Source organism: Posidoniimonas polymericola, from assembly GCF_007859935.1.
Taxonomy (GTDB): Bacteria; Planctomycetota; Planctomycetia; order Pirellulales; family Lacipirellulaceae; genus Posidoniimonas; species Posidoniimonas polymericola.
In genome coordinates, this window is record NZ_SJPO01000003.1 from 431557 (window position 1) to 454360 (window position 22804).

Here is a 22804-nt window from a genome sequence, read left to right on the forward strand (position 1 = left end):
CCGATGGCGTATCGGACCAACATGATGAACAACAACGCCCCCGCGATCGTGGCCGACGTAATCAGGCGTCGCAGAACCGAGAAGGTCCTGTGCGAAGTCGACGACCACCAGCCGGTCCCGCCAGAGGTCGCCGCGGCCCACAAGCCAACCGTGCTCGCGGCGATCGAAACCGCCGGCTGGGCGCCGTTCCACTTCCCTCGCCAGCAGCAGGGGCCTCGCCAGCAGGACGGGCTCGCCGAGCCGTGGCGGGCGCACGTGGTGTGGCCGAAGGACCTGAGGCCGCTTGCGCTGTTCCTGCGCGACGAGCTCAAACTCACGAGCAAGGAGCCAAGCCTGGTGGCCGGCGCCAGCGCGCTGGTCCTGGTCACCTGGTTGCCAGAGTTCCACGACCCGCGGGCGGCCGAGAGATCGGGCCTTGACCCCGAGCAGCAACGTATCCGCGACGAGGAGCACCTGGCGGCCGCGTCGGCAATGGTGCAAAACCTGCTCCTGCTGCTGACGGCCCACGGCATGGGCACCTACTGGTCGAGTGGCGGCAAGCTGCGCGGCGCCGAGGCGTTCGAGTACCTGGGCATCCCCGCCGGCGAGCGCCTGCTGGCCGCGGTGTTCGTCGAGTACCTCGAGATGATGTCCGACTCGAAGCAACGCAAGCCGGGCGCGCTGCGCGACAAGCGAGGTTCGGCATGGATCCGCGAGGTGAAGCTCGCGTAGCCCGGCGGGCGACTGCCTACGCCGCCTTGCCGATCCGCCCGTCGGGCGACTGCAGGTGGAACAGCGACAGCAGCTCGTCGCGGGACAGGCCGTAGCTGCGGGGGGCGGAGGTGTCGTTGAAGACGCTGTCGAACAGCTCCCGCTTCTGGGCGAGGATCTCGTCGATGCGCTGCTCGATCGTGCCCATCGCGATGTAGCGGGTGACGGTGACCGCGCCCTTGGCGCCGATGCGGTGCGCGCGGTTGATCGCCTGGTCCTCGACCGCCGGGTTCCACCAGCGGTCGAACAGGAACACGTACTCGGAGAACTGCAGGTTGAGCCCGACGCTGCCGGCGCCGTAGCTCATCAGGATCACCGAGCACTTCGGATCATTCTTGAAGCGGTCGATCACGCCGTCCCGCTTGGCGTGCGGCACGCGGCCGTGGTACTGGGCGGGCGAGAACCGCTCGAGCCGCTCGGCGATCTTGTCGATGGTCTCGACCCACTGGCTGAACACGATCGCCTTGCGGCCGCTGGCGGCGACCTCCTCGAGCTCGGCCTCCAGTCGCTCGAGCTTGCTGCTGCTCTTGGTGGCCGGGTCGAAGTTGCAGATCTGCTTGAGCCGCAGCACCAGCTCGAACACGTGCCGCAGCGTGATCGACTGCCCCATGCCCTCCAGCTCCAAGACGCCGTTCTGCTCGGCGTTCTGGTAGGCGTCCCACTGCTCGGGCGTGAGGTCGATGTACTCGTCGCGGACGATCTTGGGGGGCATGTCGGTCATCACCTGGTCCTTGGTGCGACGCAGCACGCTGTCGCCCACGGCCGAGCCGATCTGCCGCGCCGACTGCCCCAGCCGCAGCTTGCCGGGCGACACGAACTCGAAGATCCCGACCAGGTCGTCCAGGCTGTTCTCGATCGGAGTGCCTGTCAGCGCCCAGCTCCGCTTGCGGGGCACGCCGCGGACCGCGCCGGCGGTCGCGCCCGAGCGGTTCTTGATCCGCTGGGCCTCGTCGGTGACGACCAGGTCGTAGGCCTCGGACTCGTGGATCTGCTGGGCGTCGCGGACAGCGGTCTCGTAGTTGGTCATGGTGACCACGGCCGACGAGTTGTCCCACGCCCAGCGGCGTTTCTCGGTGGCGCCCTCGATCGTCACGACCGACAGCTCGGGCGCCCACAGGGCGAACTCGCGGCGCCAGTTGGTGATCAGCGGCTTGGGGCAGATCAGCAGCACCCGCCGCACCTGGCCGCTGTGCGCCAAGAGGCGGATGGTGGTGATGGTCTGCATCGTCTTGCCGAGGCCCATCTCATCGGCCAGCACGGCCGACTGCCGCGGGTACAAGAACGCGACGCCGTCCAGCTGGTACGGGAATGGATGGAACGGGAACCGCAGGCTCTTGGCCGCCAGCAGCGACTCGAGCGGCGGCTGCAGCAGGTACTGCAATCGGTCGGAGAGCTTGACGATATCGCGCGGCGGCCGGATGCGGGTGTGCTTCGAGGAACCCTTTGATGAGCGGCGTGGCTTCTCCAATGAAGCGTCGCGGCTCTGCCGCGCGGGGAGCTCGGGAGTCGGCCGCCCCGCTACAAACGCCTCCCCCTCCGGCAGCAGACAGCCGCTGGTGCGCACCCGTGGCGCGCCGACCATCACCGAGGCGACCGGCGGCGGCGCGATCGAGATCGGGTCGCCGCCGACGAACCGGCCAGCGCCGACCGTCATTAGCAGCTGATCGGCGTCAAAGCTCCAGACCTGCGGCGCCGCGGGGTGAGTGGGCTCAGGCGGCGTCACTGGCGGGGGCCTCCTGCACGCTGAGTCGCTGCGCCTCGCGGACCGCTTCTTGGACCCGTTCGAACGGCTCGGCGAGCTCCACGTGGTTGACCAGCGCGTCGAGCAGCGCGTCGATCTCGGCGACCGCGGCGTCCGAGTCGCCCCCGGCGATCAACCGCGGCGCGGGCTGGGCGTCGTCGGTCGGGGGCGCCAGCAGCATTGTCGGCACGCCGGCCGCCGGCGGGGCGGCCGCCGGGTCCTGCACCAGCAGCACCGTGGGGGTGATCTTGGCGGTCTTGAGCAGCGTGGTCGCGATCAGCTCGCCGCACAGGTGCGAGCGGAGCGTCGTGCCGAACAGAATCTCCTGCGCCCGCGTAACAGCCAACGGAGTCGAGCAGTGGAACTCCAGCGGCCGCCCGCTGGCCGAGATGACGAGCAGGCCGCCGGCGAAGCCGAGCTGGGGGTCTTCGAGGACGGCCAGGTACCCCACCGTGGGGGGCCGGCGTCCGTTGTTCGTGACATTCATCAGTCGTAGGGCTTCAAAGGAGCAGAGCAAGTAGCCGTCGGCGCCAGCACAGCGGTGGTAATCGACCGCACGCACATTTCAAGCATCGGGAGCCGATACGGACAGACTTTAGCAGTCGCTGCGACCGGCGCGATCGGAGGCAAATCAGGGGGAAGTACCGCCCCGATTAGCGGCGAAACGCTGGATTCCGCAGGCGCCCTCCGTTAAAGTAAGGACTTGAGCGAAAAGGCGAGTGTTTGCGTCAACAAGCCATTTTGAGCAAAAGATCGGCCTTAAAGCAGAAGCCCGATTCCAGAGACAAGCCGCAGAGACCAGCCGGCAGTGCTGTCGCCGACAGCCCGCCCCGGTTCGACCGTGTGCCGCCCCTGGCCCCGCTGGGCCAGACGCATGCCCGCAATCCGGACCGGCCGCGCCGCCGACCGAACAACCGACAAACTCGAGTCGAAATCTAAGGAAGCCGCCCCGATATGGCAGAGAACAAGCAACCGCTTGCCCCGCTCTTCTCGCAAGTCGATGTTTCGACCGGCTCGCCGACCCAGGCGTCGCTCCCCCCCGGGGAAGAACAGAACGAGCTGCTCCGCGAGGTGCTCTCCGCGCAGGACCGCACCAACGAGCTGCTGGAAGAGTTGGTCGGCGCGATGGCCGCCCAGCACAAGCAGCGGTCCAACGAGCTGAACCAGTGGAAGTCGGCCAACCCGCGGCTGGCCAAGCGGTGCCGCAAGGCCGCCGAGGCGCTCAGCCAGGTTCAGGTCGAGTACCTCGACCGCATGACCGAAGAGATCATGGACAACCGCGAAGACCTGGTCTACGGCGAGTTCATGCTGAGCGAGTTCATCGACCGCTTCGGTCCCCGCCTGGCCCACCTCAACGGCGTGATCCAGGTGCTGGCCCAGCTCAGTGCCAACAGCAGCAGCGACGAGGCCGACGCCTAGCGACCGTTGCCGGCACGTCAAGAATTCAAGTCAATCACAACGCCCTGACGCCATCGTCAGGGCGTTGTTTTTTAGGTGTTGCAACCAGCTTGCGGAATCCGCTTTTCCCCAGCCCATCCCGCCAGGGATGCGACCCCGCAGACCAAGGTGCTGGTCCCACCCCTCGCGGCGTGGGCTGGGTGTAGCGGCGGGCTCCTCCCCAGCCCGTTGTCACTCGCTGCCCGGGCGACTATGGTTGCAAGACTACCGAGTCTCCTATTCCCTGGATCCTCCCTACCGGCGCCACCCATGTCCGACGCGAACCTGCAAGCCGCGGTTGACCAAGCCCAGCAAGACCTCGACGCCCACACGGTCGAGACCGTCGCCTGGCACTTCAACGACGCCACCGGCTGCCCGTTCTGGCTCGAGAAGAAGCGGGAGCTCAAGTTCGACCCACTCACCGAGATCCAGTGCTTCGAGGACCTCAATAAGTTTCCGGACTTCGAGGACGAGTGGCTCCGCGGCGGGCCGGTCCGCCGGTGGGTGCCCCAGGGCCTGGCCGACCAGCCGGTGTACGTCTTCGAGACCGGCGGCACGACCGGCGTCCCCAAGAGCCGCATCGCCATCGACGACTTCCGCACCGACTACTCGAATTTCTCCGACACGCTGCCGGACCAGTACTTCCCGCCCGGCAGCAACTGGCTGATGCTTGGCCCCAGCGGTCCGCGACGGCTGCGGCTGGCGGTGGAGCACCTGGCCCAGCACCGCGGCGGCATCTGCTTCTGCATCGACCTCGACCCGCGGTGGGTCATCAAGCTCATCAAGAAGGGCTGGATGGATCACCTCGAGGAGTACAAGAAGCACTGTATCGATCAGGCGATCACCGTGCTGACCGCCGGGCACGACGTGAAGTGCATGTTCGGCACTCCTAAGCTGATCGAGTCGCTCTGCCTGGAGCTCGAAGAACGGGGCACGAGCCTGGCCGAGGTCGGCGTCACCGGCATCTTCTCCGGCGGCACCGAGTTCACGCCGCAGTGGACCAAGTTCTGCGTCGAGGAGCTGTTCGGCGGCCCACCCGAAAAGTCTGGCGTGTACATGACACCGACCTACGGCAACACCCTGATGGGCCTGGCGTGCAGCGAGCCGGTCACGGCGGAGAACAAGTACAAGATTACCTACCACGCGCCACAACCACGCGCCGTGCTGCAGGTCGTCGACTTCGACGACACCGACCGCGTGGTCCCCTACGGCGAGACCGGCCGCTCGAAGCTGACCACGCTGACCAAGGAGTTCTTCGTCCCCGGCTTCCTCGAGCGGGACGAGGGCGAACGCGAGCAGCCGTGCGCCGCCTACCCCTGGGACGGCATCTCCGGCGTCCGCCCGTTCAGCCGATTGGCCGGCGGCACGACCGTTGGGGTCTACTAGGTCGGGAGCAGTCGTCGAGTTCGCTCCTCAAGCACTCACAGCCCCGGGCGGAAGCCCGGGGTTTTTTATGGCCAAACGCCCAAGTCGCCGCCGGCCGCCCGCATAGAATCCCGCCCCGGCGTCGACTACCATAGGGGCTCACGCACCTTCTTGATGACGCAAGGCAGAACCCGCGTCCCGCAACCTCACCGACGAGTCCCGCCCGATGAAACTGCTGCCAGTGATGCCCGCGTTGCGCTCCCGATTGGCGTTGTCGATGGTCGCTTGCCTCGTGCTGGCCGTGGCCCCAATCGCCGCCGCCCAGCAGCAGGCGAAGCCGGCCGAGAACGAGTCGACCGAGGCGATCTACCAGCGGTTCTGTGCGTCGTGCCACGGGAAAGACCTGACCGGCGCGGGCGCCCAGAGCATGGTGGACGGCGTCTGGCAGTTCGGTTCCGGCAACGGGTCGCTGTTCCGCAACATCAAGTTCGGCATCACCTCGCGCGGCATGCCGGAGTACCAGCACGCGTTGAGCGACCGCCAGATCAATGATCTGGTCGGCTTCATTATGAAGGCCCAGGACCGCGCCGACGTTGAGCCGCCGCCGCTCCCCGAGAAGCTCGAGACCCGGCACTACGACGTCGGCGTCGCTAAGTGGATCGACGGCGGACTGCAGGCGCCGTGGGCGCTCGTGTTCATCGACGACCACCGGGCGATCATCTCCGAACGACCCGGCCGGCTCCGCATGGTGACCGACGGCAAACTTAACCCCGAGCCTGTCCGCGGCACGCCCAATTGCCTGCCGGAGGGGCAGGGCGGCTACATGGACGTCGCCCTCGACCCCGACTACGCCAACAACGGCTGGGTCTACCTCAGCTACAGCGACCCCTGGACGAACGACCAGGGCAAGGTGCTGTCGATGACCCGCGTCGCCCGCGGCAAGATTGTCGACAACGAGTGGACCGAGTCGCAGGACGTCTACCGGGCGGCAAACGAGGCGTACTCCGACACCCGGCACCACTACGGCAGCCGCATCGCGTTCGACCACGAGGGGCGGATGCTGCTGGGCGTTGGCGAGCGTGGCGCCCAGGATCTCGCCCAGGACCTGCAACGCCCCAACGGCAAGATCCACCGCGTCTGGCCCGACGGCCGCATCCCCGACGACAACCCCTACGCCGACGGCAAGCAGGGGCTCAAGACCGTCTACTCTTATGGTCACCGCAACCCGCAGGGCCTGGCCGTGCACCCCGAGACCGGCGAGATCTGGGAGACCGAGCACGGCCCGATGGGGGGCGACGAGGTCAACCTCGTCCTCAAGGGCGAGAACTACGGCTGGCCCCTCGCCAGCTACGGCATCAACTACGACGGCAACATCATCACCGAGAACATGACGCTCGAGGGGACGCGGCAGCCGGTGTCGTACTGGGTGCCGTCGATCGCGGTGTGCGGCACGCGGTTCTGCGTCGGCGACGAGTTCCCCCGCTGGCAGCACAACCTGCTAGTCGGCGGCCTCGCCTACGAAGAGCTCCGCCGGCTGGTAGTCGCCCAGGGAAGAGTGCTGCACCAGGAGGTGCTGCTGAAGAACGCCGGCCGCGTCCGCGACGTCGCCTGCGACCCCAGCGGCGCCGTCTACGTGGTGCTCAACAACCCCGACATCGTGCTGAAGCTGACGAACCTCGGCCGCGCGCTCCGCCAGTAGACAGCAGTCGGCGGCCAGCCGGTGGCGCCTTCGCGGGGCTACTTGCCCTTCGCGTCGTGCTCGTCGTTTTCGGGCTCTTGCTTGACGGAGTCGAGGTCGCCGGCTGGCAGCTTGCTGCTGGCGATCAGCTCGGCGTAGGTCGGGCTGTTCTCGTCGTCGGGGTTAGCCTTCAGTCCGCCGACGTCCAGCAGCGCCTGGACGATCTTCTCCTCGTCCTTGCGGTCCTTCTTGGTGAGCTTGCCAACGAAGGCCTCGCCGTAGGGGTTGTTGTTGTGTTTCTTCTTGCCCTGGTGGCAGATGTTGCACTTGGCCTTCTTGCGGCACATCTTTACAAAGTCGGCGTCTGGGTGCTCGTCGAGGTACATCTCGACGAAGGCGTCCTGAAACTGCTTGTAGGCCAGAACGGAATCGGCCGCCAGGAAGAGGCCGAACGCGGACGCTAGGATCACCAGTCGCTGAGTGGGTAACGCAAACATAACGCTGCCTGTCTCGAGTGCTGCGAATAAGGAGGGCGATACGCCGCGGGCCAGAGGGAAGGTTGACTCTGGAGCCCTGCGAGCAGGGTTTATCCCCAGTATTGTCGCCTGCCCGCAAACCGCCGGTCAAGCGCGGGCCCCAGGGCGCATCGGCGGTCGGCGGCGGCTTCGCCAGCGGGCGCGTGAATTTGACGGGTTTTTCAGGGCGTTGGGGCAAAGAGCTAAGCGCCACCCCTTAAAAAGAACGTAGCTCGCGGCCGGCGCGACCGTTAGATTTAGATGCGATGTCTCCCGTCGCGTTTCCAGCCGCCCTGACCACCGACCGGCTCGTGCTGCGGCCCTTCGTCCTCGACGACGCCGAGGCGGTTTTCGATCGCTACGCGGGCGACCCCGAGGTGACCCGCCACCTGGCCTGGGCGACCCACGCGTCGGTCGAGGTGACGCGGGGTTTTTTGGCGACCGTGACCGGCGACTGCCCGCCCGAACGCCGCTCGCGTGAGCACGTGTGGGCGATCACCCTGGCCGACGACCCATTGCCGTGCGGCTCGATTGGTCTCACGCCGACGGAGACCGGCGCGATGCTCGGCTACGTGCTCGGCCGCCCCTGGCACGGCAGCGGCCTGATGACCGAGGCCGCCTGCGCCGTCATCGACTGCGCTTGGAACGACCCGTCGGTGTGGCGCGTCAACGCCTACGCCCATGTCGACAACGTGGCCTCGCGGCGCGTGATGGAAAAGTGCGGCATGCGGTACGAGGGCATCGCCCGGCGGGCGGTTTGGCAGCCGCAGTTCGACGAGCCGCAGGACGCGGCGCACTACGCTATCGTCCGTGACGATGTCGCATCGGGTCAGTGACTGCTGGCGTCAATCAAATCAGGCGCCGTCAGCGCCGCGTCGGTAGCGGTTGTGATATGATCCACCCACGGCCCGTCGTTCGTGGCGTTGTGGCCGAGCTCCTCACGAACTCTCGCGAGCCTCTTCCGATGCAGTACCGACGAATCTTGCCGATGGTGATCGCTTGCACGCTGGCGGGCTGCTCGGGCCGGCCGGCGGCGGTTGTGCCGCAGTTTGATCCCGCCGGCATGGCCGAACAGGCCCTCGCCGCCTACGACGCCGACGGCGACGGGCGTCTGGCCGGCGCGGAGCTCGACGCGTCGCCCGCCATCAAGAAGCACCTTGCCCGTTACGACGCCGACAGCGACGGCGCCGTCAGCGAGCAGGAGCTGCAGGACCGCTTCGCGCAGTGGGAAGAGGAGGGCGTCGGCTTCCGCCGGCTCGACGTCCGGGTCACGATCGACGGCCGCCCGTTGTCGGGGGCGACGGTCACCTTTGAGCCTGAGGCCTTCATGACCGACTGGGTCAAGCCGGCCACGGCCACCACCGATCGTTCGGGAATGGCGAAGATTAGCGTCGCGCCCGAGGACCTGCCCGCGGCCCTCAAGGACCGGGCAAGCGGGCTGCGGGGCGTGTGCGTCGGCGCGTACCGGGTGAAGGTCACGCACCCCAGCGATAAACTGCCGCCGGCGTACCCAGCCGGAGACGCCCTCGGAGCCGAGACCTCACGCGACGCGATGGGCCCCCTCGAGGAGATCCAGCTCAGCTCGCACGGCTAGAGTGAATCCGATGCCGCCTTCAGATTAGAACGGCCCCAGGTCCTCGGTCCCGCCGCGGGGCTCGCCGCCATCGGCCCGGTGCCCGTTCTGGCGGTGCACCTCGGGGTCGATGTCGTAGGAAATCATCGTTACCGAGCCGTCAACGAATGACATGTGGCAACCGCCCGGGTGCGCGCTACCAAAGCGGTCCTCAAAGTCGAGGCCCGGGGTGTCCTGCACCGGCACGCGACTCTCGGGATAGCCGCTGCCGTCGTCGAAGTAGTAGGTTGACCGCACGATGTCGTCCTGGAAGCCACAGTACATCGACCAGTCGTTGCCGTGCTCGTGGCCGTCCTCGTAGTTGTTGGAGTTGATGTTCCGCTCGCCGAGGGCGTAGGTCTTGCTCGCGCCGTCGGAGATCGCCCGCAGCGGCACCGGCGTGCCCGACGTGACGATTCCCGATGTCCAGGAGAGCTTCTGCGGCCAATTAGGCGCCGAGAGCACTTGGTCGAAGTCCCGCTTCGAGGCCAACGCAGAGACGACGTAGGTCTCGAGGTAGTGCACGTCGCCGGCGTTGGCGGCGTAGTCGGCTCGGGCGTGGAAGGGCGAACGGCGGGAGTTGAACGGCGTGTGCCCCTGGTCGTTGGGGTACGGGTTGGGTTGCCGCCGGGTGGGGCAGTTCATCATGCCGAGCGCCATCTGGTCCCGCTCCTGGTAGACGGGCCACTTCTGGCGGTCGGTCAAGCCGGTCCCGAGGTCGCGGATCTGCTGCTCCTCAACAAATGGCAGGATGTTGAAGATCCAGCCGCCGGGCTGGTTCTTGTCGAAGCCGCGGTCGGGGTCGCCGAGCCACTGTCCGAACCACCCACCACTAGGGAGGGCGTTGTGGGTGTTCTCGTGCATCAGCATTGCTAGCGTGAGCTGCTTTAGGTTGTTCTTGCACTCCGACCGACGCGCCGCCTCGCGGGCCGACTGCACTGCCGGCAGCAAGAGGGCGATCAGCACGCCAATGATGGCAATAACGACGAGCAGCTCCACGAGCGTGAACGCGCCGCGTGACGGACTTCGCATAGCGAGCTTTAAGGTGAGAGGAGGTCGTTCAGGATGAGTGAGGGCGAACGATGTTGCGATGCTAACAAATCCCCATGGCCGTGTCGAAGCGAAAGCCTGCGAATTGCGCACGCGAATCGATAGCTATGCGCACACCTCAGCCGCCGAAAAGACGCATCTCGCAATGTGCAGTTGAATGGCGCCCTATCCGTTGCCTATCGAATACCAAATCGGTGGCCGATTTTTGTTGTCATCGCGGTGCGAGTGTCGCTAGGATTTTGGTTGTCGCGCGTCATCGCTACTTGTCATTGTTGCTTCTTGTCGAGCCCACTCCTTTGGGTAGCGTCCTGTCTTCCTTCGCGTCGGCAGGCCCTGGCGTCGCGGCTGCACCGAAACTCTTATCGCAAATGGTTTCGAACTCGAAAGGCGTAACCCCGTGCAGCACCACTGGACGCACCGACTCTGTACGCTCCTTGCTTTCTCTACCCTGCTCGGCGTACAGGTCTCAAGCACGCTCGGCGCGGTGTCGCAGGCGACGCAGCACGCACCGACCTTCGACGGATTCGACAACCTGCTGTCAAGCTCCGACCTGATTCAAGGGCTCAACGCCGAGCCGCCCAACTTTGGCGACCCCGGCGTCTACGAGAACCCGGGAGACCTCGGTTGGCACCCCGCCAACACCAACCCCGACGACCTTTTGCCCGCGTTCACCGACGGGCTGGGCGGGGTCCGCAATCTGACGGGCCTGCTCAACGAGAACTTCATCGTCGGCGGCAACATGCCAGAGTCGGGCGCGCCGGTGAAGGTTGTGGAGTACGTGCTGGCCGAGCCGTCGGACATCGGGAAGATCAATATCCTGTCTGGAAACCGCGTCAACTCGGACGGTCGTATCTTCATGTCGGCCTCGATCCTGTATTCCACTAACGACGGCGCCACCTTCCAGGAGCTCGGCTACTTCCAGTCCGACCCGTCGGGCAGCATCAACAGCTCCGCCAGCCCCGTTTCGCCGTTCGACCCGGCTCAGGCGGCGACCTTCGTGAGCATTTTTGACGACGCCAGCTCCACGCTTCTCTCGGGGGTCACCAACCTCGAATTCTCGTTCTACGCGGTCGACAACGATGACACCGGGCAGCTGGCCGACCCATTCGACGGCTTAAACCCCTTTACAGGAGAAGACGACGCCCTGTCGCCCGCGTTCAAGTCGCCGCTGATCTGGGAGATCGACGTGCTAGCGCCCAGCGAGGGCACGGTCGGCGACTACAACAACGATGGCCTGGTCAACGCCGCCGACTACACCGTCTGGCGGGACACCTTTGGCGACACCGTGCCCGCTGGATCGGGGGCCGACGGCAGCGGCAACGGGTCGATCGACCTGGCCGACTACAACACCTGGGTTTCCAACTACGGCGCGTCGGGGGTGGCCGCCGCAACCGCCGCGCCAGAACCAGCGGCCTGCCTGTTGCTTGCAACGTTCTGCGGCGCGCTGGCGGTCCGGCGACCGCGGCGCGGGTTGCGGTTGTACTGAACCCAAGTCGAAGTGCCTTTGTGTTTCTCACTCGAATTTCTCATCCGTGTTTCTCATCCGGGAGGACTAGTCTCGTGAAACGATTTTGGATAACGGCTTCACTCGCTCTCATTGCTGCTCACGCGCAGGCGGCGGTCGATTCCACCACGCAGCACGGGCCCGAGTCGACCAGCTTGGACGCTCAGATTGTCGTCGGCGACCTGATCGATGGCCTGATCGCAACCGAGCTGCCCGCCGACACCGGCTGGCACCCGGCAAACACCTCGGCCGCCGACCAACTGCCCGCGCTGACCGACGGCGCCGGCATCCTCGGCTCGGGGCTGACAGGCCTGCTCAATGACTTCCCCGGTGCTGGCGCGCCGACCAAGAGCATCCAGTACGACCTCGCCGCCGCGTCGGATATCGGCTCGATCCAGGTGCTGACCGGCAACAACGGCAAGGACGGGCGGGTGTTCTCGACCTTCACGGTCTCGACCTCGACCGACAACGGCGGATCGTTCGACCTGCTCGGATACTTCGAGTCGGACCCGCTGGGGACCACCAACGCGGGCGGTATCGGGTCGACGCTGGTCACCGTGTTCGACGACGCCTCAAGTGTCTTGGCTGGCGGGGTCACCAACCTGCAGTTCGACTTCTACGCGGTCGACAACTCGCAGGGGCAGTACCGCGACCCGTTCGACGGCGTCAATCCTTTCACCAGCGTCGACGACGGGCTGACCGCGGCCATTTCTTCGCCGCTGCTGTTCGAGGTCGACGTGCTCGCGGCGGTGCCCGAGCCGGCCGCGTTGTCGCTGCTGGCGGCCGTAGCGGCCGGCGGCTTGTGGCGTCGGCGTCGCTAACGCCCCCATTTATTCTGACTACGAAGAGGACGCGGCCGTGCCTGCTAGGGACGGCCGCGTTTCTTTTTTACGGGCCGGCTGCGGTGCCCGGCTTGGGCTAGATAATCAGCCGCACGCCGCCGAGGTCGGCCAGGCCGTACGGGAAGCGGTCGCCGGGGGAGCCGATGAACATGAAGTTGTTTGGGATCCGCCACTTGGCGGAGAGCTCGTCGATGAGGCGCGGCGAGAGCTCGCCGTGGACCACGACAAAATCGATGTCGATCTCGGGGTAGGCCTCGTCGAGGAAGCGGATGTCCTCCTCGAGCCGGGGCGGGATCTGGCTGTCGTCCTCGACCGCGGTGACGATCTTCACGCGGCTGGTGTGCTCGTTCTGGCGGACGTACAGCTCGCCGAGTTGAGGTTGGCGATGTTGTCGCCGCGGGTGAAGAACACGATCTGCTGGGCGTTGATCTGCTTGATCTTGGCGCGGATCGCCCGGGTCATCGCCTTGAGCGGGCGGATGGTCCCCCTGACGGTCGCCTGCAGCACGAACAGGCAGAACCGCAGGATATTGATCCGCTCCAGCATGACCACGACGAACAGCAGGGTGGGGAAGAAGTACTCGGCGAACACCTCCAGGTACGGCGGGTTGAGGACCGCGTTGCCGATGATGCCGGCGACCACCGCCGCGATGGCGACCAGCACCGACGGCCAAGGCGCGCGGGTCGGCCGCGGCAGGCCCTCGCGCTTGACCTTCAGCAGGATGTTGCCGAACCCGAACAGCGCCATCACCGCCAGGAACGAGATGGTGTACACGCCGGCGAGCGCCTTGAGCTCGCCGCGGGTGATCAGCAGCACCGACACGCAGAGCAGGAAGAAGGTGATGATGATGCGGTGGGTGCTGCCGCGGCGGTTGGTCTTGAGCAGGAACTGGGGCAGGCAGCGGTCGAGCGTCATGCGGTGCACCAGGCCGTTCACGCCGACAAAGCTGGTGAGCACCGCGCCGCTGAGCACCAGCACCGCGTCGATCGAAATCAGCCAGGCGAGCCAATTGCCGCCGGTCTGGGCGCCGACGTACGAGAGGAGGGTCTCCTCGTGCTCGCCGACCACGACGATCGGCACCACCGCCAGCGCGAGCAGCGCCATCATCGGATTGAAGAACGACACCGCCAGCCACATGTTCCGGAGCGTCTTCGGGAACACGCCCTCGGCCTGCTCCTCGACAAAGTTGGCGGAGCTCTCGAACCCCGAGATGCCGAGCAGCGCCGCGGAGAAGCCGAAGAAGATCGCCTCGGCCGGGCCGGTTTCGGTCGGCGTGCTGAGGTTCTCGGTCAGCAGCCCGAAGCCGTTGTTCAGCAGGTAGACCACGCCGACGACCAGCAGGGTGGTGAGCGACGCCAGGTGGGTCAGGAAGATGGCGATCGCGACGCGGGACGACTCGCTGATGCCGAGGATGGTCAGCAGCATGAACGCCGCCAGCAGGCAGATCGTGGCGATCGTGACATTGAGCGGCGCCCAGAGGTCGTGCGCGTAGTGCATCGCCTCGCCGGCGGAGATCACGGCCGTGGCCATGTACGACAGGATCGTCAGGCACGCCGCGACCGACGCGCGGAACTTGCTGGTGGTGTTCAGCAGCGCGTTGTAGGCCCCGCCGTTGAGCGGCAGCGCGCCGACGACCTCGGCGTAGATGCCGCGGAACAGGTTAGAGCAACGCGGCCACCATCAGCAGCGCGAGCGGAGCCCAGCGGCCGCCGTACAAGATCGCCAGAGCCGACACGTACAGGCACGACGACGTGATGTCGTTCCCGCAGATCGCGGTCGACGCGAGCGTCCCCAATCCCCCCTTCTTGTGGGCGGCCGGCCTTGGGGGCGGGGCTTCCACGCTAGTAGTCGTCGGCATTGGTGGGCGGCAGGGCGAGGGGACGATCACGAGCCGCGGCGGCGCCGGGCGGGCGTGACGAACCGCCATCATGTGCATCTTGGGCGCCAGATTCCCCCCAGCTGGAGTGGAAAACTTTGCCGCAACTGTGGGGACTCCTCAGGAACAATCGCCCGGCGACCGTTCTGACCGGCGCAACCTGATCGCACCCCGCCAATTACGTGGCAGGAAAAAGTTGCCAGGCTTAACGCCGCGTGGCGCCGGGGACGATCTATTCTTCTACGGGCGGCCAGTGCTGCGGCCCGGCACGCACCCCCTCCCCGAATCCCTCCCGCACCCTCCTGATTCCCTGCCCGCCATTATGATCGATCTCGCCGCCGCACCGACCTCTCCCGCCAACGACCTGCTCAGCGAGCGGGTCAGCAACGCCCTGGCCGCCAGCCCCCACGTGCCGGGCAGCCAGCTCCGCGTCGAAGCCGCTGAAGGCTCGGTCCGGTTGCACGGCAGCGTCAGCACCTTCTTCGAGAAGCAGATGGCTCAGGAGCTGGTCCGCCGCCTCGACGGTGTCGACCGGATCGAGAACCTGCTGCAGGTGAGCTGGACCTAAACCGCCCTTCTGGCCGAGAACCGCCATGCCGCCCTGGATCGAAGTCGCCGACGACTTGGCCGCCGGGCGGGAAGCCATCCGCCGCGGCCGCTACGGGGTCATCGAGACCCACGCCGGTCGGCTTGTGTCGGTGACCCTGCGGCCGTGGCCGAAGCTGCTCTCGCTCCGCGAGCTGTGGCCGGTCGGCGACAGCTACCACGAGCGCGGCCCCGCCGACCGCTGCCGGCTGTACTACAACCAGCCGCGGCGGCACGCGAAGTTCCTGGCGCTGAAGTACGTCGCGACCACCGGCGGGACGAGCTACCGCACGTTCCTCTCCGCGGTGCGCGTGCTCGACCGCATCGCCGAGATCAAGCAGGCCGACGCGCTGCTCTGCGACGCGGCCAATGGCCGCCTCTCCGACCGCTTCATGGCCCGCATGGGGTGGGAGCCCCACGCCCCGATGCCGTGGCGGCGGAATTTTATTAAGCGTTTCTACGGCAGCTACCCGGGCGCCGCGGCCAAGCCCGCTTGCACAGCTGGAGAACCGACCAGCGCCGCGGCAGAACCGACTCCCACCGCGGCAGAACCGACTGGCGCCGCGGCAGAACCGACTGGCGCCGCGGCAGAATACGGCCGCGCCGGCGCGTCGCGGCCGGTTGTGCTGACTTCCCTCTCTGACTCGACACCACAGAGCACGCCCCTGGGGGGCGTGTTGACCGATGAGCAACCCTGACAAAGGCTACCGCCGGCTCGACGCGTGGCAGAGCTCGCTCGAGCTGGTGCACGCTATCCGCGAGATCTCTCTAACGGCGCCCGAAGATCGGCCGAACGGCATCGCCGTGAGGATGCGGCGGCTGTCGGCCTCCGTGCCGCGGCAGCTCGCCAAAGGCTACGGGCAAGAGGGCAAGGAGTACCGGGCCCACGTCGTCCACGCCCGTCAGACCCTCGCCGAGCTCGAGGACCAGATTGCCGCCGCGGTGCGGCACGGCTACCTCAGCCCGCAGCAGACCTGCCCGGCGCAGCGTCGGGCGGAGCGGATCGGCTCGCTCTTGAACTGCATGGCGATGGCGCTGGAGCACTGCTAGGCGGCAAACTGCCAGGCGCCGCACTGCTAGCGTCGGCGTGACCCCGCTGGCAACTGATCTTGGCCCGTCGGGGGGCGGTTGCTACGCTCCGCCCCGTGATCACCCGCCGCTATGCCCTCGAACGGCTCGGCGCGCGGCGCCGCGAATTGCCCCCCCTCCCAACCGGATTGCCTCAAGGATGAGCGCCCGGCGGTTAATCTGTTGCCTTGTTTGCCTGTCGATGTTGACCGGTTGCGGTCGTGTTGTGTTCCAGCCGCAGCAGCAGACCGCCCAGGCAATCCAGCTCTCGCCCGAGCAGCAGCAGACCCTCGCCCAGCAACAGCAGCAGTACCAGAGCCGCGCGTCAGAGCTGGACCGCGACAACCAGGAGCTCGAGTCGCTGCTGGCCCAGTCGCGGCAGGAGTCGCAGCTGCTCAGGGAGCAGATCTCGGCCACCCAGGATCAGCTCCGCGCCACCACCGACCAGCTCGCCGGGCTGCAGCAAGAGAAGGTTCAGCTGCAGGACCGCACCCAGGCGATGATGGCCAGCGTCAAGACGCCCGGCGCCGCCGGGATCCGCGCCAACAACACCCTGCTGCGGCCGCTCAGCGTCGGCAGCCTGCCGGGCGTCGAGGTCCGGCAGGACGGCGACACGATCCGGGTCTCGATCCCGGCGGACGAGGTCTTCCAGTACGGCGGCGCCCAGCTCAAGCCGGGCGGCGATCAACTGCTGAAGCGGGTCGCCGCGGACCTGCTGGCCAACTACCCGGAGCAGGTGATCGGCATCGAGGGCCACACCGACAGCGCCCCGCCCGCGTCGCCGCAGTTCCCTACCAGCCACCACCTGTCGGTGGCCCAGGCCACGGCGGCCTACGACCTGCTGACCCGCTCCGCCGGCGTGCCGGCCCAGCAGCTGTTCGTCATCGGGCACGGCGGCAACCACCCGCGGATGTCCAACGCCACCGAGGCGGGCCGCCAGGCGAACCGCCGGCTCGAGGTGGTTGTCTACCCGGAAGTGGTCCGCCGCCGCTAACCGCCGCGGGCCAGGGCGTTGGCCTCGCGGGGCCGCCCCCATGCCGCGGCACGCCCGCGGAGATTAAACTAGAGTCCGCAACCAAGCTCCCCGGACTCAGTAAGGCGTCTCTCCTTCCATGCTGGCGATCATCAACTACGAGATGGGCAACCTCCGCTCCGTGCAGAAGGCGCTGGAGAAGGTGGGCCACGAGGCGACCATCACCGACCGGCCCGACGAGATCGCCGCCGCCGACAAGCTGGTGTTGCCCGGCGTGGGCGCGTTCGCCGACGCCATCTCGGCCCTGCACCAGAAGCAGCTGGTCGAGCCGATCAAGGACGCGATCGCCGGCGGCAAGCCGTTCTTGGGCGTCTGCCTCGGGATGCAGCTGCTGCTGGACGTCAGCTACGAGGACGGCGAGCACCAGGGCCTGGGGGTCGTGCCGGGCGAGGTGCGGAAGTTCGCCGTGCCCGCCGAGCTGAAGGTCCCGCACATGGGCTGGAACCAGGCCCGATTCGCCAGGCCGACGCGGCTGTTCTCCGGGATCCAGGACGAGTCGTACTTCTACTTCGTTCACTCCTATTACGTTGCGCCGACCGACCCAAGCGTCGTCGCCGCCGAGTGCGACTACGGCGGCCCCTTCTGCGCGGCGATCGAGCGGGACAACCTGTTCGCCACGCAGTTCCACCCGGAGAAAAGCCAGGCCGACGGGCTGCGGGTGCTGAAGAATTTTGCGGAGCTGTGACCCAGTTTGCAGACACAGGCCCCGAGGCCGCGGCTTGAACCCGCCCCTGCCATTTGCGATATTGGTGGCGCTGAAACGGCGTCTCTGTTCTAACTAGGGTGCGTGATGGAAGTCTGGCCGGCGATCGATCTGCGGGGCGGGAAGTGTGTCCGCTTGCGGCAGGGCGACTACGCGCAGGAAACGGTCTTTGACGACAACCCGGTCGCCGTGGCGCGACAATTTGCCGCGGCCGGAGCCAAGCGGCTGCACGTCGTCGACCTCGACGGCGCCCGCGAGGGGACTTCCGTAAACCTGCCGGCGGTGCAGGACATCGTGGCCAACGTCGACATGCAGGTCGAGCTCGGCGGCGGCGTCCGCGACGAGCAGTCGATCCTGGAGCTGCTCGGCTTCGGGCTCAACCGGCTGGTGATCGGCACGTCGGCCATCAAGCGCCCCGACTGGTTCCAGGAGATCGTCCGCAAGTTCCCCAATCGCCTAGTGCTCGGCATCGACGCCCGCGACGGGCGGGTCGCCACCGACGGCTGGCTCGAGACCTCCGACGCCACCGCGGTCGAGCTCGCGCAGCAGTTCAACGAAGAGCCGGTCGCGGCGATCGTGTACACCGACATCGCCACCGATGGCATGATGTCCGGCCCCAACGTCGCGGCGATGGCCGAGATGCAACGTTCCGTCAAGCTGCCGGTGGTCGCCTCCGGCGGCGTCACCTCGATCGACGACGTCCGCGCCCTGCACGAGGCCGGCCTGGCCGGCTGCATCATCGGCCGCGCGCTGTACGAGGGCGCCATCGACCTGGCCGAAGCGGTCGGCGTCGCCGGCGACTAATCGCCCCCTCCGCCTAGTCGGTGTGGGGGGCCCCGCCCGCCAAGCCATCAACCGCTTGGACGCCGCTCCTCTAGCATTGATTCCACTGGCATCGATTCCACTGGCATCGATTCCTCTAGCACGATGCGGCCCTGCTGGCGGTGATTGGCGCGTTTCTGCCGCCTCTGGCGTGTCGCTTCCGCACGCACAGTGAGCGTTGTTGACAACCCGCGCTCGATCGCCGTAAAGCGCCTTTGCGCCGCCCCATTTACGGACGACAATATCTAGTAGAGGGACCCGGCGGACCGACCGCCGCCAGCCCCGCGGACTCTCTCCACTTCTCTCACAGAAGGAGCCGCCCGACCAGCAGCAAGCGATGCGTCGATCTTTATCGTCGAGCCCCTTGTCGAGCCCCCTCGACGCGCGGCCCCGACGGGCGGTATCGACGGGCGCCCTGCGTGACGCTTCGTCCTACCTCCGCTTCTTTCCCTTTTCTGCTCTCGGAGGCGACAATGGCTATCAATGTTGAAAATGTCCGCAACATCGCGGTGTGCGGACACGGCTCGTCTGGCAAGACCTCGCTGGTCGACGCCATGCTCGTGAAGTCCGGCGCGGTGAACGGTCGACCCAGCGTCGACGACGGCTCCAGCATCTGCGACTTCGACGAAGAGGAGAAACACCACAAGCACTCGGTCGAGGCCACCCTCACCCACTTCGAGCACAACGGCCGCTGGTTCAACGTGCTGGACACCCCCGGCTACCCCGACCTCATCGGCCAGACCATCAGCGCCCTGCGGGGCGTCGACACCGCGCTCATCTGCATCGACGCGCACGCCGGCATCAAGGTCAACACGCGGCGCGTCTGGGAAGAGGCCGGCAAGGCGGGCCTCGCGCGGATCCTCTGCATCACCAAGCTCGACGACCAGAACATCGACTTCAGCGGACTGCTGGACGACATCCACGAGACCTTCGGCAAGGAGTGCGTGCTGTTCGACGCGCCCGACGCCACCGGTGAGGGCCTCCACGAGGTGATCGGCGCGCTCGACCCGGTGCACGGCAGCTCCTCGGTGGTCGACCTGGCAGCCGTCCACGAGACCGCCGTCGAGACCATCATCGAGGTCGACGAGCAGGTCATGGAGAAGTACTTCGAGGGCGAGGAGCCCGACCACGCCAAGCTGGCCCGGCTGGCGGTCGAGGCCGAGAAGCAGGGCGCGGTCACCCCGGTCGTGTGCGTCAGCGTCAAGTCCGACGTCGGCGTCACCGAGCTGATGGACATGCTCGCCGAGGAGGCGTTCTCCCCCTGCGAGATGCCCCACAAGGGGAAGAAAGACGGCGACGAGGTGACCCTCAAGGCCGACCCCAACGCGCCGCTCGCCGCCCAGGTGTTCCGCACCCGCGTCGACCCGTTCGTGCAGAAGCTGTCGTTCATCCGCGTCTACTCCGGCACGCTCAAGCGCGACTCGACGGTCCCCTGCAGCAAGACCAACCGGGGGATCAGGATCGGCGCGCTGCTGCGGGTGCAGGCCGACAAGACCGAGCCGATCGACGAGGCCGGCCCCGGCGACCTGGTGGCGGTCGCCAAGTGCGACGACCTGCACACCGGCATGTCGCTCGGCGAGATCGAGTTGCCGCCGATCAACTTCCCGACCGCGATGATCGGGCTGGCGGTGTCGCCCAAGAACCACGGCGACGAGGCCAAGCTCTCCGCCGCGCTCCACAAGCTGGTCGAGGAGGACCCGACGATCCACGTCGAGCACGACCCCGAGACCAAGGAGACCGTGCTGACCGGCATGAGCGAGCTGCACCTGAACCTGGTGCGCGAGCGGCTCGCCCGGCGGGACCACGTCGAGATCGAGACCCACGAGCCGAAGATCCCCTACCGCGAGACGATCACCGCCAACGGCGAGGGGAGCTACCGCCACAAGAAGCAGAGCGGCGGGGCCGGCCAGTTCGCCGAGGTCCACATCCGCATGTACCCGCTCCCCGAGGGGACCGACCCCGAGGAGTACGCCACCAAGGACCGCTTCCCGCAGCTCAAGCACACCCACTACCACCCCAAGCAGAACTTCCTATGGGTCGACACGGTCGTCGGTGGGGCGATCCCCGGCAACTTCATGCCGGCAATCGAGAAGGGCTTCCTCGAGCGGATCGAGCGGGGCGTGATCTCCGGCTGCGCGGTGCAGAACGTCTGCGTCGAGGTGCACTTCGGCAAGGACCACCCGGTCGACTCCAACGAGACCGCCTTCCGCACCGCCGCCAGCCGCGCGTTCGCCGAGGTCTTCAAGCAGTCGCAGCCGGCCCTGATGGAGCCGTTCGTCAAGCTCGAGGTCACCGTGCCGGCCGACAACGTCGGCGACGTCAGCAGCGACCTCTCCGGCCGCCGCGGGCAGATGCTCGGCATGGACCAGGCCCCCGGCGGACTGACCGTGGTCACCGCCAAGGCGCCGCTGTCCGAGGTGATGACCTACGCCCGCACCCTCGGCAGCATGACCGGCGGGCAGGGGAGCTACACGATGGAGTTCGCCGCCTACGAGCCGGTCCCCGGCCACGTGCAGCAGGAAGTCATCGCCAAGGCGAAGATGAAGGACGACGAGGACTAAGTCTGGCGACCAGACGAACGCCGCCGTGGGCGCCACAGGAGGCCCGCGGCGGCGAGGGCCAACGCAAGGCCGGCCGGCTCCGGAACCGCCACCAGGTTCGAGACAAACACGCCGGACGTGCCGTCGGTGAAGGTGGCGGTGAACAAGATCTGGCCGCGGTCGTTGAAGTACTTCTGCGACGAAGTGGCGAACAGGTCGTTGCCGAAGGGAGACAGCCTCTCGATCACCCGTTCGTCGGTGATGGCGGGATCCGGGTTAACGTCAAGACTCTCGCCGGTGTGGGCAATCAACTGCAAGTCGCCTTGCAGGTTCTCTGCCCAGATCCCACTCGGTTCAGGGCCGAGGTCAAAGCCCGAGTCATTGACGACGAAACAATGGAACGCGACACGACCGCTGGCGTTCGCCTCAAACGTGGCCCACTGGCCCGACCAGCCCCACTCACCGAAGTCGCCAAGAACGGCGCATGGTGGGAGACCGGGCGCCTGCTGCCCCTCGACTGCTACGACGGCAAGATCTTCGCGGCTCGCCCCCTTAAAGATGCCGCTGTCCCGGTCTCTATCGCCCGTCTCCAGGTCGGCGGCGAACACAACGACTCCGCTGTCGCTAATCGTGGGGGGGTAGGGGTACCCCAGGGTTATGCCTTCCGCCCCGGGTAGGGAGTCGCCCCATGATGCGATTGATCGGAGTTGACCGTCCGGGCCGGTGACCCATACATCCACGCCTCCAAACGCCGGGGGCGCAGTGGAATAAACATCGCCGATAAAGGCTACCTCACCGGAGCTGTTCATATCGGCCGCTCCCCGCTGCCATTTGTTGAGCCCCAGGGGCCCAAAGACATGGCCGGGGCCGTAGCCCGGCGCCGGGCTGCCCTCACGGGCAATTTCCGTCACCTTTCCGGCTCGGTCGACGGTCCAGAATCCTGAGTCGTAATAGTCTGCAGTGCCGTAGGTGTAGCCGATGCTTCCCTCCGACAGCAGCACCCCTTGGTCGTTGAGGACCAACTGGCCACCGAACAGGGAAAGCGAAGCCAGGCCGAACGCCGGCTCGGTGTATCCTGCTTCGAAAACAAGCGACGGAGTCGTGGATAGGTGGTCGTAGTAGTAGATACTCCCATCGTTTGCCCTTACAGCAGACCTGCCAAGCTGATTGATCGACCAATCCAAGGAATAGACCCCGGTTGAACGAGCTTGGAGCGATGCCGTTCCCCCCGCGGCGTGGGCGAACAGACCGAACGTTCTTCCGTCGCTGCTCGGAAGTAGATCGCTTGTAAAGTAGAGCGTGCCATCGGGCACAAAGCGGTGAGCCGGCAGATAACTGTAGACGGAGCCGTCATCTGTTCCGGGCGCCGGTTCGCCGGTCACGGCGACCACCTCGGCGTGTTGCCGGTCGCTACGCCATAGAGACCACCGGACATTATCAGAGCTGTCAACAAGACCTACCCCGAATGCGACCTGCCCGTCGGCGCCTAGCAGGCGGCCTCCCACGCCCCGTGCTTCGTAGCCGGCAATCACCCCCAACGCCGACTGCCCCGACACCGCAATGACCTCGAGGTCCGGCGTCAGCGCCTGCGAGCGCGCCGCGGGCAGCAGAATGGCGAGCAGGGCAATCGTCCAGCAGAGCCGGGGCGACCGGCTGACGTGTATCATCATGAGCCAATTCTCG

Annotated in this window: 23 protein-coding genes; 15 read left to right on the forward strand and 8 right to left on the reverse strand. The window is 66.8% G+C overall.

Translation table 11 applies throughout. From position 1 onward, the window contains the following. The first annotated feature begins 3 nt into the window (after positions 1 to 3). Positions 4 to 711, forward strand: coding sequence for a nitroreductase family protein (locus Pla123a_RS08485; RefSeq protein ID WP_197527794.1), 708 nt, complete (start codon positions 4 to 6; stop codon positions 709 to 711). A gap of 16 nt (positions 712 to 727) precedes the next feature. Here Pla123a_RS08485 and Pla123a_RS08490 read toward each other — a convergent pair whose 3' ends face one another. Together Pla123a_RS08490 and Pla123a_RS08495 are read right to left on the reverse strand one after the other, a co-directional pair. After that, positions 728 to 2473 carry a DEAD/DEAH box helicase gene (locus Pla123a_RS08490; RefSeq protein WP_231956359.1) on the reverse strand — a complete coding sequence of 582 codons (1746 nt, stop codon included), beginning with the start codon at positions 2471 to 2473 and terminating at the stop codon, positions 728 to 730. Continuing rightward, a complete protein-coding gene (locus Pla123a_RS08495) occupies positions 2460 to 2978 on the reverse strand; it encodes a hypothetical protein (RefSeq protein ID WP_146585835.1) in 519 nt (172 codons plus the stop codon). The genes Pla123a_RS08490 and Pla123a_RS08495 overlap by 14 nt, the downstream gene beginning before the upstream one ends. Positions 2979 to 3445: 467 nt before the next feature. Here Pla123a_RS08495 and Pla123a_RS08500 point away from each other — a divergent pair, with 467 nt between their 5' ends. From Pla123a_RS08500 to Pla123a_RS08510, 3 genes are all read left to right on the forward strand, one after another. After that, positions 3446 to 3910: a hypothetical protein gene (locus Pla123a_RS08500; RefSeq protein WP_146585837.1), complete on the forward strand. Its 465-nt coding sequence runs from the start codon at positions 3446 to 3448 to the stop codon at positions 3908 to 3910. A gap of 288 nt (positions 3911 to 4198) precedes the next feature. Beyond that, positions 4199 to 5314, forward strand: a complete 1116-nt coding sequence (locus Pla123a_RS08505; protein ID WP_146585839.1) for a hypothetical protein — start codon at positions 4199 to 4201, stop codon at positions 5312 to 5314. A 205-nt stretch (positions 5315 to 5519) separates the two neighbouring features. Continuing rightward, complete coding sequence (locus Pla123a_RS08510; protein ID WP_146585841.1) at positions 5520 to 6992, forward strand: PQQ-dependent sugar dehydrogenase; 1473 nt, start codon at positions 5520 to 5522, stop codon at positions 6990 to 6992. Positions 6993 to 7030: 38 nt separating this feature from the next. Here the strand turns inward: Pla123a_RS08510 and Pla123a_RS08515 are convergent, their stop codons facing one another. Further along, positions 7031 to 7441, reverse strand: a complete 411-nt coding sequence (locus tag Pla123a_RS08515; RefSeq protein ID WP_231956360.1) for a hypothetical protein — start codon at positions 7439 to 7441, stop codon at positions 7031 to 7033. 311 nt (positions 7442 to 7752) lie between these two features. Here Pla123a_RS08515 and Pla123a_RS08520 point away from each other — a divergent pair, with 311 nt between their 5' ends. Then, positions 7753 to 8322, forward strand: a complete 570-nt coding sequence (locus tag Pla123a_RS08520) for a GNAT family N-acetyltransferase (RefSeq protein ID WP_146585845.1) — start codon at positions 7753 to 7755, stop codon at positions 8320 to 8322. Between the two features lie 128 nt (positions 8323 to 8450). After that, complete coding sequence (locus Pla123a_RS08525) at positions 8451 to 9080, forward strand: hypothetical protein (RefSeq protein WP_197527795.1); 630 nt, start codon at positions 8451 to 8453, stop codon at positions 9078 to 9080. 24 nt (positions 9081 to 9104) lie between these two features. Here the strand turns inward: Pla123a_RS08525 and Pla123a_RS08530 are convergent, their stop codons facing one another. Continuing rightward, on the reverse strand, positions 9105 to 10130 hold the full coding sequence (locus tag Pla123a_RS08530; RefSeq protein ID WP_146585849.1) for a DUF1559 domain-containing protein: 1026 nt from the start codon (positions 10128 to 10130) through the stop codon (positions 9105 to 9107). 415 nt (positions 10131 to 10545) lie between these two features. Here Pla123a_RS08530 and Pla123a_RS24525 point away from each other — a divergent pair, with 415 nt between their 5' ends. Beyond that, the gene (locus Pla123a_RS24525; RefSeq protein ID WP_197527796.1) at positions 10546 to 11634 is read left to right on the forward strand and encodes a hypothetical protein; all 1089 of its coding nucleotides are present in this window, start codon (positions 10546 to 10548) and stop codon (positions 11632 to 11634) included. A gap of 74 nt (positions 11635 to 11708) precedes the next feature. Beyond that, positions 11709 to 12473: a PEP-CTERM sorting domain-containing protein gene (locus Pla123a_RS24530; protein ID WP_197527797.1), complete on the forward strand. Its 765-nt coding sequence runs from the start codon at positions 11709 to 11711 to the stop codon at positions 12471 to 12473. A gap of 97 nt (positions 12474 to 12570) precedes the next feature. On the opposite strand, the gene Pla123a_RS24535 is transcribed toward Pla123a_RS24530, so the two are convergent. From Pla123a_RS24535 to Pla123a_RS24540, 3 genes are read right to left on the reverse strand one after another with little or no spacing between them, the layout of a single operon-like run. After that, positions 12571 to 12825, reverse strand: a complete 255-nt coding sequence (locus Pla123a_RS24535; protein WP_197527798.1) for a hypothetical protein — start codon at positions 12823 to 12825, stop codon at positions 12571 to 12573. Beyond that, the gene (locus Pla123a_RS08540) at positions 12822 to 14153 is read right to left on the reverse strand and encodes an APC family permease (RefSeq protein ID WP_197527820.1); all 1332 of its coding nucleotides are present in this window, start codon (positions 14151 to 14153) and stop codon (positions 12822 to 12824) included. Before Pla123a_RS08540 ends, Pla123a_RS24535 begins: the two co-directional genes overlap by 4 nt. 1 nt (position 14154) lies before the next feature. Further along, on the reverse strand, positions 14155 to 14352 hold the full coding sequence (locus Pla123a_RS24540) for a hypothetical protein (protein WP_197527799.1): 198 nt from the start codon (positions 14350 to 14352) through the stop codon (positions 14155 to 14157). Positions 14353 to 14692: 340 nt separating this feature from the next. On the opposite strand from Pla123a_RS24540, the gene Pla123a_RS08545 reads away from it, so the two are divergent. From Pla123a_RS08545 to Pla123a_RS08575, 7 genes are all read left to right on the forward strand, one after another. Further along, on the forward strand, positions 14693 to 14938 hold the full coding sequence (locus Pla123a_RS08545; RefSeq protein WP_146585853.1) for a BON domain-containing protein: 246 nt from the start codon (positions 14693 to 14695) through the stop codon (positions 14936 to 14938). Between the two features lie 25 nt (positions 14939 to 14963). Next, on the forward strand, positions 14964 to 15653 hold the full coding sequence (locus Pla123a_RS08550) for a hypothetical protein (protein ID WP_146585855.1): 690 nt from the start codon (positions 14964 to 14966) through the stop codon (positions 15651 to 15653). After that, entirely contained in the window at positions 15640 to 16005 is a 366-nt protein-coding gene (locus tag Pla123a_RS08555) for a four helix bundle protein (protein WP_146585857.1), read from the forward strand. Before Pla123a_RS08550 ends, Pla123a_RS08555 begins: the two co-directional genes overlap by 14 nt. 220 nt (positions 16006 to 16225) lie before the next feature. Then, positions 16226 to 17017, forward strand: a complete 792-nt coding sequence (locus Pla123a_RS08560; protein ID WP_197527800.1) for an OmpA/MotB family protein — start codon at positions 16226 to 16228, stop codon at positions 17015 to 17017. A 118-nt stretch (positions 17018 to 17135) separates the two neighbouring features. Continuing rightward, on the forward strand, positions 17136 to 17741 hold the full coding sequence (gene hisH / locus Pla123a_RS08565) for an imidazole glycerol phosphate synthase subunit HisH (RefSeq protein ID WP_146585861.1): 606 nt from the start codon (positions 17136 to 17138) through the stop codon (positions 17739 to 17741). A gap of 105 nt (positions 17742 to 17846) precedes the next feature. After that, positions 17847 to 18563: a 1-(5-phosphoribosyl)-5-[(5-phosphoribosylamino)methylideneamino]imidazole-4-carboxamide isomerase gene (hisA, locus tag Pla123a_RS08570; protein WP_146585863.1), complete on the forward strand. Its 717-nt coding sequence runs from the start codon at positions 17847 to 17849 to the stop codon at positions 18561 to 18563. Positions 18564 to 19054: 491 nt separating this feature from the next. Beyond that, positions 19055 to 21142 carry an elongation factor G gene (locus Pla123a_RS08575; protein WP_146585865.1) on the forward strand — a complete coding sequence of 696 codons (2088 nt, stop codon included), beginning with the start codon at positions 19055 to 19057 and terminating at the stop codon, positions 21140 to 21142. Here Pla123a_RS08575 and Pla123a_RS08580 read toward each other — a convergent pair. Further along, a complete protein-coding gene (locus Pla123a_RS08580) occupies positions 21139 to 22791 on the reverse strand; it encodes a DUF7453 family protein (RefSeq protein ID WP_449301101.1) in 1653 nt (550 codons plus the stop codon). The two genes, Pla123a_RS08575 and Pla123a_RS08580, sit on opposite strands and share 4 nt — an antisense overlap. Between the last annotated feature and the right edge of the window lie 13 nt (positions 22792 to 22804).

Coding starts and splice junctions, on each gene's coding strand:
- Pla123a_RS08575 (WP_146585865.1), top strand. CDS start 19,055: ATGGCTATCAATGTTGAAAATGTCCGCAACATCGCGGTGTGCGGACAC.
- Pla123a_RS08580 (WP_449301101.1), bottom strand. CDS start 22,791: ATGATGATACACGTCAGCCGGTCGCCCCGGCTCTGCTGGACGATTGCC.
- Pla123a_RS08485 (WP_197527794.1), top strand. CDS start 4: ATGGCGTATCGGACCAACATGATGAACAACAACGCCCCCGCGATCGTG.
- Pla123a_RS08530 (WP_146585849.1), bottom strand. CDS start 10,130: ATGCGAAGTCCGTCACGCGGCGCGTTCACGCTCGTGGAGCTGCTCGTC.
- hisA (WP_146585863.1), top strand. CDS start 17,847: ATGGAAGTCTGGCCGGCGATCGATCTGCGGGGCGGGAAGTGTGTCCGC.
- Pla123a_RS08510 (WP_146585841.1), top strand. CDS start 5,520: ATGAAACTGCTGCCAGTGATGCCCGCGTTGCGCTCCCGATTGGCGTTG.
- Pla123a_RS08545 (WP_146585853.1), top strand. CDS start 14,693: ATGATCGATCTCGCCGCCGCACCGACCTCTCCCGCCAACGACCTGCTC.
- Pla123a_RS08525 (WP_197527795.1), top strand. CDS start 8,451: ATGCAGTACCGACGAATCTTGCCGATGGTGATCGCTTGCACGCTGGCG.
- Pla123a_RS08555 (WP_146585857.1), top strand. CDS start 15,640: ATGAGCAACCCTGACAAAGGCTACCGCCGGCTCGACGCGTGGCAGAGC.
- Pla123a_RS08500 (WP_146585837.1), top strand. CDS start 3,446: ATGGCAGAGAACAAGCAACCGCTTGCCCCGCTCTTCTCGCAAGTCGAT.
- Pla123a_RS24540 (WP_197527799.1), bottom strand. CDS start 14,352: ATGCCGACGACTACTAGCGTGGAAGCCCCGCCCCCAAGGCCGGCCGCC.
- Pla123a_RS08560 (WP_197527800.1), top strand. CDS start 16,226: ATGTTGACCGGTTGCGGTCGTGTTGTGTTCCAGCCGCAGCAGCAGACC.
- hisH (WP_146585861.1), top strand. CDS start 17,136: ATGCTGGCGATCATCAACTACGAGATGGGCAACCTCCGCTCCGTGCAG.
- Pla123a_RS08550 (WP_146585855.1), top strand. CDS start 14,964: ATGCCGCCCTGGATCGAAGTCGCCGACGACTTGGCCGCCGGGCGGGAA.
- Pla123a_RS08495 (WP_146585835.1), bottom strand. CDS start 2,978: ATGAATGTCACGAACAACGGACGCCGGCCCCCCACGGTGGGGTACCTG.
- Pla123a_RS08520 (WP_146585845.1), top strand. CDS start 7,753: ATGTCTCCCGTCGCGTTTCCAGCCGCCCTGACCACCGACCGGCTCGTG.
- Pla123a_RS08505 (WP_146585839.1), top strand. CDS start 4,199: ATGTCCGACGCGAACCTGCAAGCCGCGGTTGACCAAGCCCAGCAAGAC.